The sequence below is a fragment of the Halomarina salina genome (genome assembly GCF_023074835.1).
Lineage (GTDB): Archaea > Halobacteriota > Halobacteria > Halobacteriales > Haloarculaceae > Halomarina > Halomarina salina.
This window is the reverse complement of record NZ_JALLGW010000006.1, coordinates 1-15,169: the sequence shown is the minus strand read 5'-3', so window position 1 is coordinate 15,169 and position 15,169 is coordinate 1. Positions and strand designations below refer to the sequence as shown.

Genomic DNA, 15,169 nt, shown 5'->3' with positions numbered 1-15,169 from the left:
GAGGAGGGCCGGACCGACTGCTCAGGCGGCGTGCGCGAGCGCCGTCCCGAGCGCGTAGCACATCCAGCCCTGGTTCCAGCGCATGTACGGCGTCTTGTCGCTGAGCACGCGGCCACGTCGCCGGTAGAAGTGGCCGTCGGACTCGTCGAACAGGTTCGCCATCGCCCACTCGAAGATGTCGGCCGCCAGCGCGAGGCTCTCGGGGGAGCCGTCCTTGACGAACGTCCGGATGGCCTGCGCGGAGGCGTGGACGTCCCGCGGGTAGCGCTTGTCGGACTCGAAGCGGGGCTTCCCGCCCTCGTCGAACAGCTCCTCGCGGTAGAACTGCATCCCGTTCTCGTAGCCCGCCTGCAGGTCCTCGTCCGGGCAGACCTCGAGGTAGTCGTGGATGGACTCCAGGACGAACCCGGTGTGGAAGTTGTCGTGCGAGAGGTGCGACTGGTCCGAGGGCTCCGAGTAGTACCACGCGCCCTTCTCGTCCTGGACGTCGAGGACGAACGCCATCACCTCGTCGGCGCGCTCGCCGTATTCTTCGGTACTCGTCCGGTCGCCGACGACGGCGAGCAGGCTCGCGGCCAGCGCGTTGGCGTTGATGACCACGTAGTCGTCGTAGGGGGTGTACGCGAACGTCTCGAACTCCCGGACCTGGACGCGGTTGATCTCGTCCATGATGAACCGGCAGGTGCCGTCGGCCACCTCCAGGGACTCCTCGTCGCCCGTGAGGTCGTAGTGGCGGACGAACGCCTGCGCGACGAACACGCTGGCGACGATGGAGGGGTAGTACTCGGGGAGGAAGAACTTGTTCGAGTTCTGCCAGTCGAACGGGTAGCCCCACGACGGGTTGTCCGACTGGATGGCGCGGTTCTCCCAGAGCCACTCGAGCAGCGACTCGGCGCTCTGGAGGTAGGTCTCGTCGCCCGTCGCCTCGTACGCGTCGAGGTACGACGTGGCGAACAGGGCGATGCCCTTCGCGTTGCGTCGCTTCTCGATGCCGAGCAGCGGGCGGAGGTTGGCGGGGAACTTGTGGACGCCGTGCATGCAGACCAGGCGCGTGAACGTGTTGCGCGCGAACGGGTCGAGAACGGGGCTGGTCAGCCCGTCGTAGGGGTCCCAGCCGGCGTAGTCCTCGCGCTGGGCGTACGCGAGCGCCTCGTCGAGATAGTCGCGGACCACGTCGGGGTCGAACTCGCCCGAGGACGGACGGTGGACTGATTGCATCGCCCGAGGCTACGGCCACCCCGTGCTTTGGTAAGTGGGGCCTTCCACGGACGACCCCCACGGAGAGAGCGGCGCTTATCCAACTGAGCGACCACTGTGTGAGTAGAGACCGATGAGCACAGACACCACCGTATCGCCCGAGCGTGGCGTCTCCGGGGCGGACGAACGGGAGCAGGCCGTGACGCCGCTGGAACTGTTCTTCGACCTCGTGTTCGTGTTCGCGTTCACGCAGGTATCGAGCTACCTCGCTCACCACCTCACGTGGGGCGGACTCGCCCGTGGCGCCGCGCTGCTGGCCGTGCTGTGGTGGGCGTGGGTCTGTTACTCGTGGCTAACGGGCGCCGTCGACGCCGAGGCGAGACTCCCCGCCAGGCTGGTCGTCCTCGCCGCGATGGCGGCGATGTTGCTCGTCGCACTCGCCGTCCCCGACGCGTTCGGCGACGACGCCGTCCTCTTCGGGTTCGCGTACGTCGTGGTGCGACTCCTCCACCTCGCCCTCTACACGGTCGTCGCCCCACCGGAGACCCGGAGCGCGGTGCGCCGGGTCGCACCGGGGTTCCTCGGTGGACCGGCGCTGCTCGTCGTCGCCGGATTCCTCGACGGTCCCGTCCAGGCGGCGCTCTGGGGGCTGGCCATCGCCATCGACTACGGAATCGTCCTCGTTCGCGGTGTCGACGGGTTCCACGTCCGTGCCGGGCACTTCGTCGAGCGCCACCGCCTCATCATGATCATCGCGCTCGGCGAGTCGCTCATCGCCATCGGCGTCGGCGCGGAAGACCTCGTCCTCGACCTCGGGGTCGTGCTGACGGCGTTGCTCGGCATCGTCCTCGTCATGGCGTTCTGGTGGCTCTACTTCGACTACGTCGTCCTCGCCGCCGAGCAACGCCTCGCGGCAGAGCCGCCCACTGGTCGGGCCGTGCTGGCGCGAGACTCCTACAGCTACCTCCACCTGCCCATCGTCGGGAGCATCATCTTCGTCGCGCTCGGCATCGAACAGACCATCGCACACGCCGGCGACCCGCTGGGCGTCGTCCCGGCGGTCGCACTCTGTGGCGGCTGTGGTCTCTACCTGTTCGGCCACAGCGCGTTCAAGTACCGCGACCACGGTACGGCGAGCGTCCTCCGCGTCGTCGTCGGCGTCGTCGCCGTGGCGTCGGTCTCGGTCGTCGTTCGCATCCCCGCAGCGGCGTCGTTAGCCAGTCTCACGGCGCTGTTCGTCGGACTCGTGGTCTACGAGACGGTGTGGTCGGAACACCGGAACCGCCTCCGTGTGGGCGACGCGAAGTCCAGCTAGCCCACGTGGACCGCCGCTCGACCGTGTCGCCGGCAGCGACGACTCGGCGCGAGCGACCCGCTCGGTGCGAGCCGTTCGGAGACCGTCGTCGAGGGCGCAGAAGAGACCGCGAGATGTGCCGTGAGGCCGGTTACGTGCAGTCGTCGATGACGCCGTCGGTGATGTCGACGACCTCGTCGCGCACCCGGCGGGCGCGGTCCAGGTCGGGTTCGACGTCCGCTTTCGAGAGGCCGGTGAGGTACGCCTGAATCTCGTCGGGGTCCCGCGAGTGGAACACCCGGTCCTGCTCGACGAGGCGCTGGTCGACCGAGAGCATCGTGTGCGGGAAGAAAGACACCGCGGGCTTGGCCATCGCGGCGGCCTCCCGGCCCATCGTCCCCGACCCGGTGAGCGTGCAGTCGGCGTGCCACGCCAGCTGCAGGCCCGGCAGCGGCTCCTCGGGGACGAACACGCGGTCCGTCGAGTACGGTGCGGCGTGCTTCCGGTCGCCCGGTCGGCGCGGCAGGTAGACGACGTTCATCCCGGCGTCGACGGCCCGGTCGATGACGTCCGGGACGAGCGACTCCTCCGGTTCGAGGTCGACGTACGCCGCGCCGATGGCCTCGGGACGGACGACGACGTAGTCGTCGAACGGGAGGCGGTCGAGGAAGTCGGGGTCGGCCTCGAAGTCGGCGACGCAGACCTCCTCCTTGAACCCGTCGTAGGTGTGGATGGAGTCCCGAGACGCGCCGTAGTCGGTGAGTTCGGCCAGCTGGAACGCGTCGGGGACGACGTGAGCCGTCGCCATCGCCCGGAAGTAGTTGAACCCCTCCTCGACCAGCGGCGTGTCGAGGTAGTAGGTGATGTCGTTGTCCGTGAAGTGGATGGAGGGGATGCCGTGGACCTTCGAGGCGAGGACGCACATCGCGTTGCGCTGGGAGAGCGAGACGTCCGCGTCGGGCGTCCGCGCCGACAGCTGGAGCGTCCTGAGCGGGACGCCCGCGGTCCGGAGCCACTCGTTGTCGTAGTCCTTCCCGCGGACGGTGAAGTCGAAGCCCGCCTCCTTCGCCAGCGGCACCGTCTCCGTCTTCTCGCGGGCCGTCACGACCGTCGGTCGGTCGAGGCCGTCCGCGATGGGCTTGAAGAAGAACGGGTGGGAGGGGCTGGCGAGGTCGATCCAGACGCGTTGCCAGCGGCTCTCCGCGGGCGTCGACGACTCGGCGACCGTCATAGCCCGACCACGTCGAAGCCCGCCGCGTCCCACGCGTCGGCGTCCATCGTGCCCTTCGTGTCGAGCAGGAGGTCGCCGCGCATCTTCTCGCGCGTCTCGACCGGGTCGAGGTCGCGGAAGACGTCGTGGTCGGCCGTGACGACGATGGCGTCGGCGTCCGTGACGGCCTCGTCGACGCTCACCAGGTCGAGGCGGTCGTCGTCGACCAGCGGGTCACAGAGGCGCGTCTCGACGGCCGCGCCGCCGTCGGCGAGCGCGCGGTCGGGCGTCGCCTGCTGGAGTTCGCCCGCGAGCTTCAGCCCCGGCGAGTTGCGCGTGTCGTCGACGTTCGCCTTGTACGCGACGCCGAGGACGGCCACGCGTTTCCCCTCCAGCGTCCCGAGGTGCTCTTCGAGCAGGTCGACGACGAACTCGGACATGCCGTCGTTGACGCGGCGGGCGCTGTAGATGAGGTCGAGCGAGTCCGAGTCGTGCGCGAAGAACAGCGGATCCACGGGGAGACAGTGGCCCCCGACGCCCGGTCCGGGCTGGAGGATGTCGACGCGGGAGTGACGGTTCGCCAGCGCGATGGCGTCGCGGGTGTTCACGCCGTAGTCCTTCGCGATGTTCGCCAGTTCGTTCGCGAACCCGATGTTCAGGTCGCGGTAGGCGTTCTGCGCGAGCTTGACGAACTCCGCCGTCGTCGCGTCGGGCGTGCGGTTGACGTCGCCGTCGATACACGGTTCGTACAGCGCGACGGCGTGGTCCGTCGAGGCGTCGTCGATACCGCCGACGAACCGGTCGTTCGTCCGGAGCTCCTCCAGGATGTTCCCCGGCAGGACGGTCTCGGGAGAGTACGCGAGGTGGAACTCCTCGCCGGCGCGGAGACCGGACTCCTCGAGGGCCTCCCGGAGCGGTCCCTCGGTCGTTCCGGGGGGCACCGTCGACTCCAGGATGACCGTGTCGCCCTCGCGCAGGACGTCCGTGATGCCGGACGCCGCCGAGAGGACGTACTCGAGGTCCGCGCGCTCGGCGTCGAAGTCCAGCGGCGTCGGCACGCAGATAACGTGGACGTTCGCCGGTTCGACGGTGTTCGACGGGACGAGCGTCCCGTCGTCGAGCGCCTCCACGATGTACCGCTCCAGGTCGGCCTCGCCGAGGCGGAGCTCCCGGCGGTGGAGCCGGTCGAGCTTCCGCTCGTCGACGTCGTAGCCGACGACTTCGTTGCCGTTGTGCGCCAGCAGCGCGGCCGTCGGCAGGCCGACGTATCCGAGCCCGTGAACACACACCGTAGTCATCGTCGACCCTCCGCGGGAGATACCCGCTGTCGACGCGTCAGAAGGGAGTGCCGTGACATCGTCATCTGAATGTATATCCGGCAGACCGGCCCTTTGTTATGACTCGCCTGTCGAGGGGAACAACCGTGATATTCGGCCGCAGTGTCCGGTGAACTACCGATACGCTGACCGTCAGCCGTCGGTGCACCCCGCCTCGAATGCCGTCGCTGCTGGGGGCGATACCGGTGAAAACGGCGTTATGGTGGTCGTAACAGCGGCACCCGTCGACCGGTCGACGGCCGAAACGGCGGCCCGACGACGTCAGTCGCTCCGGAAGCGGATGGTCGCGGACCCGTCCATGTTGAAGCCGGTGAGCATCCCGGAGAAGCGGTAGGCGTCGCGCTCGCCCTCGACGGTGCCGGTCACCGCCCCGCCCTCGACGGTGTCCTCGGCCTCGACGCTGCCGAGTTCGGGGCTCTTCACGACCTGACCGTCGACGGAGAACTCGTAGTCACAGCGACCGCTCTTCCCCGTGCCGTCCACGACGATGAGGTCGGTCAGCCGTGCGTCCTGGTCCGTCCCGAGCAGGTCGGGGCTGACCTGCTCGCCGTTGACGTAGACGGCCGCGTCGCCCAGCAGTTCGAAGTGCGTGATGTCCCCGGCGAACCGGTAGCTGTCGGTGCCGGTGGTGACCGCACCCTCGACGCTCCGGTCGGAGATGTTGTCCTGGTCGTCGAGCGTCCCCTTGTCGGGGTTCGGGACGACGTCCTCCTCGACCGTGAACTGGTAGGTCGCCGCGTCGCCGAGACCGACGACGCTGACGGTGTCGCTCGGCAGCGGCTCGGACTCGGGGATGGGGACGTCCTCGCCGACCTCCCACGCGGGCGTCGACATCGTCCCGTACTCCTCGACCGGGATGACCTCGCTGCCGAGCGTCAGCGTCGCGCCGTCGCCCGGTTCGACGCGGGCCACGTTGAACGAGTCGACGAGGAGGTAGGCCGTCTGTCCGGCCGCCAGCGCACCGTACGCGCCGTTGTCGTCGATGTCGACGGTCGGCGTCGGGCCGGGCGCACCCTTGACCAGTCGAGTGTTCGCGGCGCGGACGTGGTAGCGCATGTCGTCGTCGGCCGCGATGGAGAGGAGCGTACCCGGCAGGTCACCCCACTCGAGGTCGGTCGAGTCCTCGGGGATGGTGACGTCCTCGCCGACCTCCCACGCGGGCGTCGACATCGTCCCGTACTCCTCGGGGGGGACGACCTCGCCGTCGAGCGTCAGCGTTGCCCCGTCGTCGGGGTCGACGCGGGCCACGTTGAACGAATCGACCGCGAACACGACCGACTGGCCGGACTCGAGCGCGCCGTACGCGCCGCCGTCGTCGACGTCGACGGTCGGCGTCGAGCCGTCGCTGTCGTCGACCACGCGCGTGTTCTCGGCGCGAACGTGGTAGCGCATGTTCGCGTCGGCCGTCACGGCGAGTCGCTTACCCGACACGTCGTCCGCGGACTCGCTGTCGGACGTCTCCTCGGGGATGGTGACGTCCTCGCCGACCTCCCACGCGGGCGTCGACATCGTCCCGTACTCCTCGGGGGGCAGGACGTCGCCGTCGAGCGTCAGCGTCGCGCCGCCTTCCGGTTCGATGCGCGCGACGCTGTACGAGTCCATGGTGAGGGCGACCGACTCGCCAGCCACCAGCGCGCCGTACGCGCCGTCGTCGTCGGTGTCGATGGTCGGCGTCGGCCCCTCGTTGTCGCTGGCCACCTGGGTGTTCTGACCGCGAACGTGGTAGCGCATGTTCTCGTCGGCCGCCACGACGAGGCGGGTCCGCAGGGACTCCGTCTCCTCGGTCCCGTCGTCGGACCCGCCGGAGCCGACCGGCGACGACGTGTCGGGGAGGGGACAGCTGTCGTTCTTCGTCACGCCGCTGGTGTCGACGGAGCTGTTGTCGAACACCGTCGCGCGACCACCGGCGTTGATGTTCGTGTTCTCGATGGTGCAGTTCCGGGCGGAGCTGATGTGGACGCCGTCGGCGTTCGGGGTCTGGATGCACGAGTCGGCGATGGTCGTCCCGTGGCGGTTCTCGATGAAGATAGCGCCGTCGCCACGCATGTTACCGGAGCCGGTGATGCTGACGTTCCGGATGTCGAGTCCCCAGGGCTTCTCCGGCGTCTGGTGGCTGCTGAACCGCTGGTCCTCGGGATTGCCGCCCCAGATGGCGGGCATCCGGTCGAAGTCGACCTGGATGCGCGTGTCGTGGATGTCGAAGTTCCCGTCGGAGTTGTTGACGTGGATGCCGGCCATCCCCTTGTAGTACGTCGACTTGAAGACGAAGTTACAGTTGTAGACGCCGCCGCCGGACTTCCCGTACTCCGCCGTCGAGAGGTAGAGCCCGGCCGTCCCGGTCGGCTCCTTCTGGTCGTCGATGACGTTGTCGGGGTGGGCGTTGTCCCAGTCGATGACGACGAGGCAGTTCCGGAGTTCACAGCCCGCACCGGCCCGGATGGCCGCCATGTCGTTGTTGCGGAACTCACAGCTGTCGTAGACGATCTTCCCGTTGTGCTTCCCGGTGTAGAGCCCGCCGTCGCCGCCCTGGTTGGCGATGACGCAGTTCTCGAAGGTGAGGAGCCCGTCGTGAGAGAACACGCCACCCGCGCCGTCGGAGGCGCCGTGGCCCGCGAACACGGAGGGGCCGGTCTTGGTGTAGTTGACGATGCGACCGGAGCCGTTCTCGCTCTTGATCTCCGGCAGGATCGACCAGCGGCAGTACGGCTCGCGGCCGGAGAAGCCGACGTGGTCGATGTCCTTCACCATCAGCTTGTCCTGCGCCCGGAGCCAGTTGCCGATGTCGCCGCCGGTGTGGTCGCCCGTGTTGTCGAACTCGAAGTTCTCCAGCAGGAGTCCCTCGGAGTTGTACCCCGAGCGGATGAAGTAGCCCGAGTCGCCCGACGCCGTCCGGAACGTCACGTCGTTCCGGCTGTCGCCGAGCCCGCGGATGCCCCAGCGGCGGAGGTCGCCGCTGACGCAGTGGGGTTCGCTCCCGCTGAGCGGGAAGACGTACTCGCCGGGCGGGACCTCGATGAGGAGGCCCTCGTCGGTCGGGACGTCGATCGGGTCGTTCCCGTCGGGGTCCCAGCCGAGATCCTCGACCGCGTTCACGACGCGGTCGAAGGAGATGCCGTGTCGGGAGGTCGCCGCGCTGGCCGTCCCCGTGACGGCCGCCGTCCCCATCGCAGCCGCTGCCGCCGCGCTGAGCTTCATGTACGAGCGCCTGTTAAGCAGTGAATTACTGTCCTCTACAGTCGCCTCGTCTGCGACTTCTTCGCTGTCCGGTTCGGGTGCCGCATCGTGTGCCATTACGGCCTGAAAGCACACCCTTACCCGTATAAAGATTCTGTGTAATGGTATTAGACGGCCCGGAGAAGTCAGCTACGTCTGTTCCCGACGGGGGGCGACGACCGAGCTTAAATCCCCCCGAGGAGACCGCCGAACGGGAGGAACGACCCGGTCGTGTTCCCGCCGTCGGTCCCCGTGGTCGTCCCGGTCGGCGTGCTCGGCGCGGTGGTCGTCCCGCCGGAGGGAGCCGTCGTCGTGGCACCACCCGTCTCGGTGCTGCCTCCATCGCCTCCATCGCCGGTACCGCCTCCGCCGCCGGTCGTGCCAGTCGTGGTCTGCGCGCCACCGGTGCCGCCACCGCCCGCGTCGGTGCTCCCGCCACCGCCGGCAGTCGTCCCGCCACCCGTCGCCGTGCCGTTCCCGGCCGCCGGGGTCGACGTCGACGGCGGAGCCTGCGTCACCTCGGGGATGGGCGTGCGGGTCTCCGTCGGCTGTGACTGGGTCTGCTGCGTCGACGGGCCCTCGGTCTGCTGGCCCTCGCCGCCGCTGTCGTTGGCCGACGCGTCGTCGTCGGAGCCCCGGTCGGGCGGGTAGCTGGAGTCGACGTAGTACACCACCAGTCCGTTGTCCAGACGGGTGCCGTCGTCACTCCGCACGCCGGTGCTCAACACTCTGCTGACGCCGTCCTCGTCGGAGATGGAGTCGAGCGCCTCCTTCGAGAACGTCGCGCCCCGATAGGCGTCCACCTCCCGTTGATAGTTGAACGCCGATATCGACAGATAGTACGGATACGGCGAGTGTGACGTCAGGTTGTCCGCGATGAGGTTCTTCTCGGTGACGGTGCCCCACGGGACGACGCCGCTGGTGCGCTGGGCGTCCTGGAACCGTCCCGGACCGCTCCTGATGTCGTTCCAGCGGGTGTCGTTCGCGTTGTAGGCGAACGACGTGTTGTACCCGTCGTGGACCGCCTCGGTGGTGCCGGTCGACGGGAGGTAGATGTACGGCGACGGGAACACGACGATGAGCGACAGCAACAGCCCGCCGACGATGGCGATGGCCGCGACGGCCCGCAGCGCGCCGTCGTACTTCCCGCCGGCGATGGCCCGGTAGAACGAGTGGAGCATCACCACGCCCAGGATGGTCGCGATGACCATCGCGAACCCGACGTGCCGGAAGAAGTACTTCGAGACGTCACCGAGGAAGTGCGCCAGGAAGAACGGCCCGAGCACCAGCCCCCCGTACGCGAAGTAGGTGATGGCCTCGTTGCGGTCCTCCGGCCCGTCGTCGAGGCGGCCCGCGAGCGCGACCAGCACGAGGATGGCCGCGAGCGCGACGAACACCGTCTTCACGAAGAACAGCTTCATGAACAGCTCGATGATGCTGATACCGACCTTCGAGGCGGAGTCGCCGGTGCTGGCGACGCTGCCCCCGCCCGCCCCGGCCTCTCCCTCCACCCACTTCTGGACGGAGGTCGACACCATGTCGAACATCGAGTAGACGATCTGGTAGCGCGACGCCCAGACGACGTAGAACGCGCCGAACAGCACTGTCGGGACGGCCAGCGACCGCGCGTCGGCGAAGGTGCTCCCCCCGGGGAGCCACTGGTAGAACTTCTGGGCGAGCGCGATGGTCGCGAACAGGATGAGGATGTTGAGCGCCACCTGGCCGTGGTAGAGGATGGACCCGACCGCCCCGACGAACAGCAACAGCCCGGTCGCCGTCACGCCGTTCGCGAGGCCGCGCGAGCGCCGCGAGAGGTACTCGAACAGCAAGAAGAGGATGACGGGGAAGAACAGCGTCGTCATCGTGTACGGGTGGAACGTGAGGTACGTCGAGATGTTCGTGATGGGCAGGAACATGCACGCCGCGAACGTGGCGATGGCCGTCCCGGCGCGGTCGTCGACCAGCGTCCGGACCGTCAACGGGAGGAAGACGAGGAACACGAGCGCGAGCAGCTGGACGAGCAGCATCATCGAGTGCGGGATGGAGATGCCGGTGACGGCGTGGATGAGGCCGACGGAGGTGTGACCGCCGGGGTAGAAGATGTCCATCGCCCCCATCTCGCCGCTGATGATGCCACGCGCCCAGCCCATGTGTGTGAGTTCGTCGGCGCGTCCGTAGGCGTAGTACCCCCGGATGGTCGGCATGAACACGACCGTCGCCGTGGCGAGGATGGCGAGGCCGAGACTCGTCGGGACGAGCCAGCCTCTCGGTCGGAGGGCGGTGACGGCGACGGCGACGAGCAGCGCTATCGCGACGCCGATCCAGACCTCGACGGGCGTCGCCCCGTAGATGGAGAGCTCGTACCCGGTTGCGGGAGCGAAGTGCGCCCGGACGATGGCGAGCGCGAGCCCGAGGAAGCCGACGATGAGCAGCAGCTTCGAGCGGCGTCGGCGTGCCGAGTCCTCGTACTTCATCGTTCGCTCCGGAGGGTCGCTGTCATTTGCTATCGGTGTCAGAGACGATGTGGTCGCTTTGTTACGCAGCCGTTACGGTCTACGGTCCGTCAGTACCGACCGTGTACCCGTGCTACCGGCACGCACGGGTCGTCCCGGTCGGTCACTCCCCGTCGACCGCGAGGTGGGAGTTCAGGCGCACGTCGACCGCGAGGGCGGTGACGAGCAGGAGGCCACCGACCAGGAAGACGACCGAGGAGACGAGCGCGGGGCCGAGCGACCCCTGCGCCCAGACGACGAACGAGTAAACCGAACCGACCAGCCCGACGAGGAGGGCCACGACGGCGAACAGGTAGCAGAGCACGACCGGGTGGAACCCTCCCTGGAGGTACTTCGAGCGGACGCGTCTGCCGAAGTTCGACGCGAGCAGTACCGAGACGCGCGGGATGAACGTCTCGTACTGGATGGTGCTCGTCTCGTTGCCGTACACCGCCGGGTGCGGGACGTCGGCGACCCGCGCGTCGAGCAGGTTCAGCTTCGCGAGGATGTCGTTCTCGAAGCCGTAGTCCTCGTACAGCCCGTCGATGTCCAGTCGGCGGAGCATGTCGCTGGAGATGGCGGCGTAGCCGTTCTGTGAGTCGCCGACCTCCCAGTAGCCCGTCGAGAACTTGGTGAGGAACGAGAGCATGTGGTTCCCGAACAGGCGGAACCGGGACATCCCGGCCCAGCCACCACCCGCCATCAGGCGGTTGCCCTTCGTGTAGTCGGCGCGGTCCTCGACGATGGGGTCGAGGAGGTGGTCGAGCACCTGCGGGTCCATCTGGCCGTCGCCGTCCATCATCGCCACGATGTCGATGCCGTCGGCGAGCGCGCGCTCGAAGCCGCGTTTGACGCTCGCGCCGCGCCCCATGTTCCGGTCGTTCCGGAGGGGGACCACGGGACCGTCGTGTGCGACGCCACCGTCGGCGAGGGGGGTAGCCGCCTCGGACTCCGACTCTCGGTCGGAGTCCGCGCCGCTACCCGCTCGCTGGCGGTTGACGCGCTCGGCGGCCGCGCGGATCTCGGCCCACGTCTCGTCGGTCGAGCGGTCGTCGATGGCGTACACGCGGTCGACGAACGTCGGCATCGTCTCGATGACGTCGCCGACGAGACCAGCCTCGTTGTACGCGGGGACGACGACCCCGATGGACTGGTTACGGTACACGGCCACCACCTGCCGTCTGCACGGCAGCAAGCTCGTCGTGGGCGACAGTGCCGTGTGGCCGGTCGCTCCCCGTCGTCTCTCGTAGTTCGTGTGCGTCCTGCATGGATGTGGTAGACCTCGACGCCCGTGGGGCGCCGAGTTCAGCTACTAGTCTACACCCTCGTGTGACGCTTTGTTATGTGGAACTTGCAGTCGAAACCGCCGAAGACGGCCGCTGGATAGGGATGTAGTAAACCGAGACAGGTCACCGCCTAAGTAGGCCACAGAGACCGTCAAACATCCGTTAACCCCAAACTATCCGACGCACGTCAGACACCGTGAACGGTCCACAGACCCCCCATCTCCGGACGACTACGGAGCACACGGGAGCGACCACGGGTCGACACACCCTGGAACGGCCGTCGGTTCCCCTCGACCACCGGTCGTCGGGTGGTCGTAACGCTCGCACGGTAGACAGTGACTCGGTACCACAGCGGTCCGGTACAACGGGAGTCCGGTACCGTCGTCGGTCGAGGGAGCGAGCGCCCGGCGGTCGCTCGGGGTTGCGGCTGTCCGTCGTGTCGACCCTCACGGCGTCGAGCAGCGGCGAGGACGGGGCCACGGGGAGACGGAACGGCAGGGAGGCCCACCTGGACGTATCAGCCGGCGGTGGTCACAGCGGCGGCTCACGGAACGCGTCGAGGGGGTCAGGAGCGCCGGGTCCGTGGAGCGATGAACGCTGGAGCGACCGGCTAGAAGCGACTGAACAGGAGTGAGTCGGCGCGAGAACGGTGCGAGCGAAGCGGAGCGAACTGTGGCGGACTGTGGACGGACGCAGACGAGGGAGCGCCGCGTTACTCGTCGCCCGCGGTGACGTTTATCGCGTGGAACGCGTACTCGTCCGCGTTGGCGGTGCTCGCACCGGCCGGGACCGGCCCGGCGTACAGGAGGTAGACGATGCGGACGTTCGTCCCCTGGATACGGGGCGTCACCTGGTGGGGGTTGATCCACGTCGCTCCCTGTTCGATCGTCTGTCGGTAGCGGTTGATCTCGCTGCTCTGGAACGTGTTCCCCTGGTCGTCGACGCGGTGGATCTGGACGACGACGGTGTACTCGGTCGCCCGCTCCTCGTCGTTCTTGACGAGGAACGCCGAGTCGACGGTCTCCCCGGCGGTGATGTTCTCGGTGAGCTCCTCGCTGGGACCGAGGACGAACTCGCCTTCGTCGTTGATGTGACCCGCCCCGAGCGTGCTGAACTGCTCGCCGTCGAGGGGCGAGGCGATGGCGAACCCGCCCGCGGCGAGCGCGAGGACGACCGAGACACCCAGCCCCACCGACAGGAGCACGTCGGTCCCCGACCCTTCCTGTGACCGACCCATGGAGTCGGCCCAGACGCCGAACGGGAGGCCGTAGCGCTCCTCGGCCGAGAGCCGCCAGCGTCGGATCGCCGCGACGATGGTGAACAGCGCCGCGACGCCCGAGAGCGCGACGATGGACGTGTCCGCGGTGAACGGCCCCGTCTCGAACGCGACGAGGACGCCGACGATGGGGAGGAGCGTCAGCGAGAGGCCGAACCCGAGCGCGACCCGCTCGGTCGTGTCGATGCCGGTGGGGCGTTCCCGGACCCGGTCGAGCAGCGAGCCGCGTCGCTCCCCGGACGGTGCGTGGGGGAACGCGGCCGCGCCGAGCGCGTACCCCGGAGCGAACACGAGCAACGGGAGTGTGACGAGGATGCGGAGCGTGCTCCCCGGCGAACCGAGTAGATTCGACGTGAAGAGTCCGTAGACCAGCCCCAGATACAGCAGGACGAGGATGAGGTCGAACGGAATCGCCGACGCCCGCGAACGGCGTGCGCTCACGGGGGCAGCCCTCCGTTCCGGCGGGGAAGGTACGTCATGATACTACCGAGTCCGCTGTGGCGCATTGTTATACGGTTGCTATCGCGCCGTCAGTCGAAGCTGAGGTACTGCTCTTCCCAGTCGCGGCGGTTCTGGAGCGCCTCCATCCCAGAGTCCGAGACCGCGTAGTAGTTCGTTCTGCGGTCGATCTGTCCCTTCTCGACGAGCTCGCGGTTGACGAGGACGTCGAGGTTCGGGTAGAGTCGCCCGTGGGTGATCTCGCGACCGGTGTGCGCTTCGAGCTCTTCTTTCACGGACTGGCCCGAGGCCTGGTCCAGCCCAGCGATGACGTACAGCAGGTCACGCTGAAAGCCCGTCAGGTCGAATATCTGCATGACATGTTAAAATATCGGATAACCGATTTTGTTAGTCACCAAGTAAATCGTCAGTTCGCTGACCCACCGCATGGTTTCACCGGTGCAACCGTCTGCGAGGGTCACGCTAACCGGGACGAATCGGAGTAGGCACCCGCTCCAGGGTCCCTGCGGGGTCTAATAGCTGGTCCGTAACAAAGGGATTACGTACCCGAGTAAATAGCATGTTGACGACGACGACGGCACCGTACGCGCAAGGCGGCGGTGCTGTAAGCGTAGCTGAACGAGGGGGGTGCTCCGTGTACGGGGCCAGATGGACCGAGAGACGCTGATGTCGGAGGAGTCGGAACTGGCGCTCGACGACGCGTTCAACATCCTGAGCAACTCGCGCCGTCGCTACATCCTGTACTATCTGTACACGCGCACGGAGCCCGCGACCATCGACGAACTCGCCGGACAGATCGCCGCCTGGGAGAACGAGATTCCCATCGAGGACCTCGACGACACCGCGCGGCGACGCGTCTACGTCTCGCTCTACCAGACGCACCTGCCGAAGCTCGACGACTTCGACATCGCTGACTACGACCGCGACGACGGCACCGTCACGCTGACCGAGCGCGCCGGAGAGATCGTCCGGTATCTCCCCGTCGAGGAAGAGGAGACCCGCGACTTCACCTGGTACTACGTCGGGTTGAGCGCCGTCGCCGTCGTCCTCCTCGGTGCCGTCGCGATAAACCTCGTCCCGTCGGCCATCGCCGCGGTGGTCATCGCGCTCGGACTGCTCGCGCTGGTCGGCTTCCAGTTCGTCACCCGGCGGTCGAGCGACGACCGCGACCTCCTCGAACTCGAGGACCTCGAGTAGTTCGAGTACCCCGGCCGCTTCTCTGACGACGTCGAGACCCCCGAGAGCCGTCGGGCCGACGACCGCATCCACCACGCGACTGCATCCACCACGCGACTGCATCCACCACGCGACTGCATCCACCACGCGAGATGCTCGAGCGCGTGGCGCATCGACGACCCCGGCATAGCGACGGCCGTAGTGTAGCGACGAGCAGTCGAACGCTATC

The 15,169-nt window shown here is 67.8% G+C and carries 10 protein-coding genes; 2 read left to right on the top strand and 8 right to left on the bottom strand.

What is annotated here, in order from left to right; all coding sequences use genetic code 11:
* Positions 1 to 21 precede the first annotated feature (21 nt).
* A complete protein-coding gene (locus MX571_RS21645; protein ID WP_247421601.1) occupies positions 22 to 1,218 on the bottom strand; it encodes a hypothetical protein in 1,197 nt (398 codons plus the stop codon).
* Between the two features lie 112 nt (positions 1,219 to 1,330).
* On the opposite strand from MX571_RS21645, the gene MX571_RS21640 reads away from it, so the two are divergent.
* Complete coding sequence (locus MX571_RS21640) at positions 1,331 to 2,512, top strand: low temperature requirement protein A (RefSeq protein WP_247421599.1); 1,182 nt, start codon at positions 1,331 to 1,333, stop codon at positions 2,510 to 2,512.
* A gap of 130 nt (positions 2,513 to 2,642) precedes the next feature.
* On the opposite strand, the gene MX571_RS21635 is transcribed toward MX571_RS21640, so the two are convergent.
* The 7 genes from MX571_RS21635 to MX571_RS21605 all read right to left on the bottom strand — a co-directional run bounded on the left by MX571_RS21635 (position 2,643) and on the right by MX571_RS21605 (position 14,114).
* A complete protein-coding gene (locus MX571_RS21635; protein WP_247421596.1) occupies positions 2,643 to 3,722 on the bottom strand; it encodes a DUF354 domain-containing protein in 1,080 nt (359 codons plus the stop codon).
* On the bottom strand, positions 3,719 to 4,999 hold the full coding sequence (locus tag MX571_RS21630; protein WP_247421593.1) for a nucleotide sugar dehydrogenase: 1,281 nt from the start codon (positions 4,997 to 4,999) through the stop codon (positions 3,719 to 3,721). Before MX571_RS21630 ends, MX571_RS21635 begins: the two co-directional genes overlap by 4 nt.
* A gap of 300 nt (positions 5,000 to 5,299) precedes the next feature.
* On the bottom strand, positions 5,300 to 8,329 hold the full coding sequence (locus MX571_RS21625) for a right-handed parallel beta-helix repeat-containing protein (RefSeq protein ID WP_247421589.1): 3,030 nt from the start codon (positions 8,327 to 8,329) through the stop codon (positions 5,300 to 5,302).
* Between the two features lie 107 nt (positions 8,330 to 8,436).
* Positions 8,437 to 10,725, bottom strand: a complete 2,289-nt coding sequence (locus MX571_RS21620; protein ID WP_247421586.1) for a hypothetical protein — start codon at positions 10,723 to 10,725, stop codon at positions 8,437 to 8,439.
* A gap of 142 nt (positions 10,726 to 10,867) precedes the next feature.
* The gene (locus MX571_RS21615) at positions 10,868 to 11,908 is read right to left on the bottom strand and encodes a glycosyltransferase (RefSeq protein WP_247421583.1); all 1,041 of its coding nucleotides are present in this window, start codon (positions 11,906 to 11,908) and stop codon (positions 10,868 to 10,870) included.
* An 833-nt stretch (positions 11,909 to 12,741) separates the two neighbouring features.
* Entirely contained in the window at positions 12,742 to 13,746 is a 1,005-nt protein-coding gene (locus MX571_RS21610) for a DUF8471 domain-containing protein (RefSeq protein ID WP_247421580.1), read from the bottom strand.
* A gap of 89 nt (positions 13,747 to 13,835) precedes the next feature.
* Positions 13,836 to 14,114, bottom strand: coding sequence for a PadR family transcriptional regulator (locus tag MX571_RS21605; RefSeq protein WP_247421922.1), 279 nt, complete (start codon positions 14,112 to 14,114; stop codon positions 13,836 to 13,838).
* A 298-nt stretch (positions 14,115 to 14,412) separates the two neighbouring features.
* Between MX571_RS21605 and MX571_RS21600 the strand changes: the two genes are divergently transcribed.
* The gene (locus MX571_RS21600; RefSeq protein WP_247421565.1) at positions 14,413 to 14,961 is read left to right on the top strand and encodes a DUF7344 domain-containing protein; all 549 of its coding nucleotides are present in this window, start codon (positions 14,413 to 14,415) and stop codon (positions 14,959 to 14,961) included.
* Positions 14,962 to 15,169 lie beyond the last annotated feature (208 nt).

What these genes read in the sequence shown, in the direction of transcription:
- MX571_RS21635 (WP_247421596.1), bottom strand. Translation starts at nt 3,722, where the DNA reads ATGACGGTCGCCGAGTCGTCGACGCCCGCGGAGAGCCGCTGGCAACGC.
- MX571_RS21645 (WP_247421601.1), bottom strand. Translation starts at nt 1,218, where the DNA reads ATGCAATCAGTCCACCGTCCGTCCTCGGGCGAGTTCGACCCCGACGTG.
- MX571_RS21625 (WP_247421589.1), bottom strand. Translation starts at nt 8,329, where the DNA reads ATGGCACACGATGCGGCACCCGAACCGGACAGCGAAGAAGTCGCAGAC.
- MX571_RS21640 (WP_247421599.1), top strand. Translation starts at nt 1,331, where the DNA reads ATGAGCACAGACACCACCGTATCGCCCGAGCGTGGCGTCTCCGGGGCG.
- MX571_RS21630 (WP_247421593.1), bottom strand. Translation starts at nt 4,999, where the DNA reads ATGACTACGGTGTGTGTTCACGGGCTCGGATACGTCGGCCTGCCGACG.
- MX571_RS21620 (WP_247421586.1), bottom strand. Translation starts at nt 10,725, where the DNA reads ATGAAGTACGAGGACTCGGCACGCCGACGCCGCTCGAAGCTGCTGCTC.
- MX571_RS21600 (WP_247421565.1), top strand. Translation starts at nt 14,413, where the DNA reads ATGGACCGAGAGACGCTGATGTCGGAGGAGTCGGAACTGGCGCTCGAC.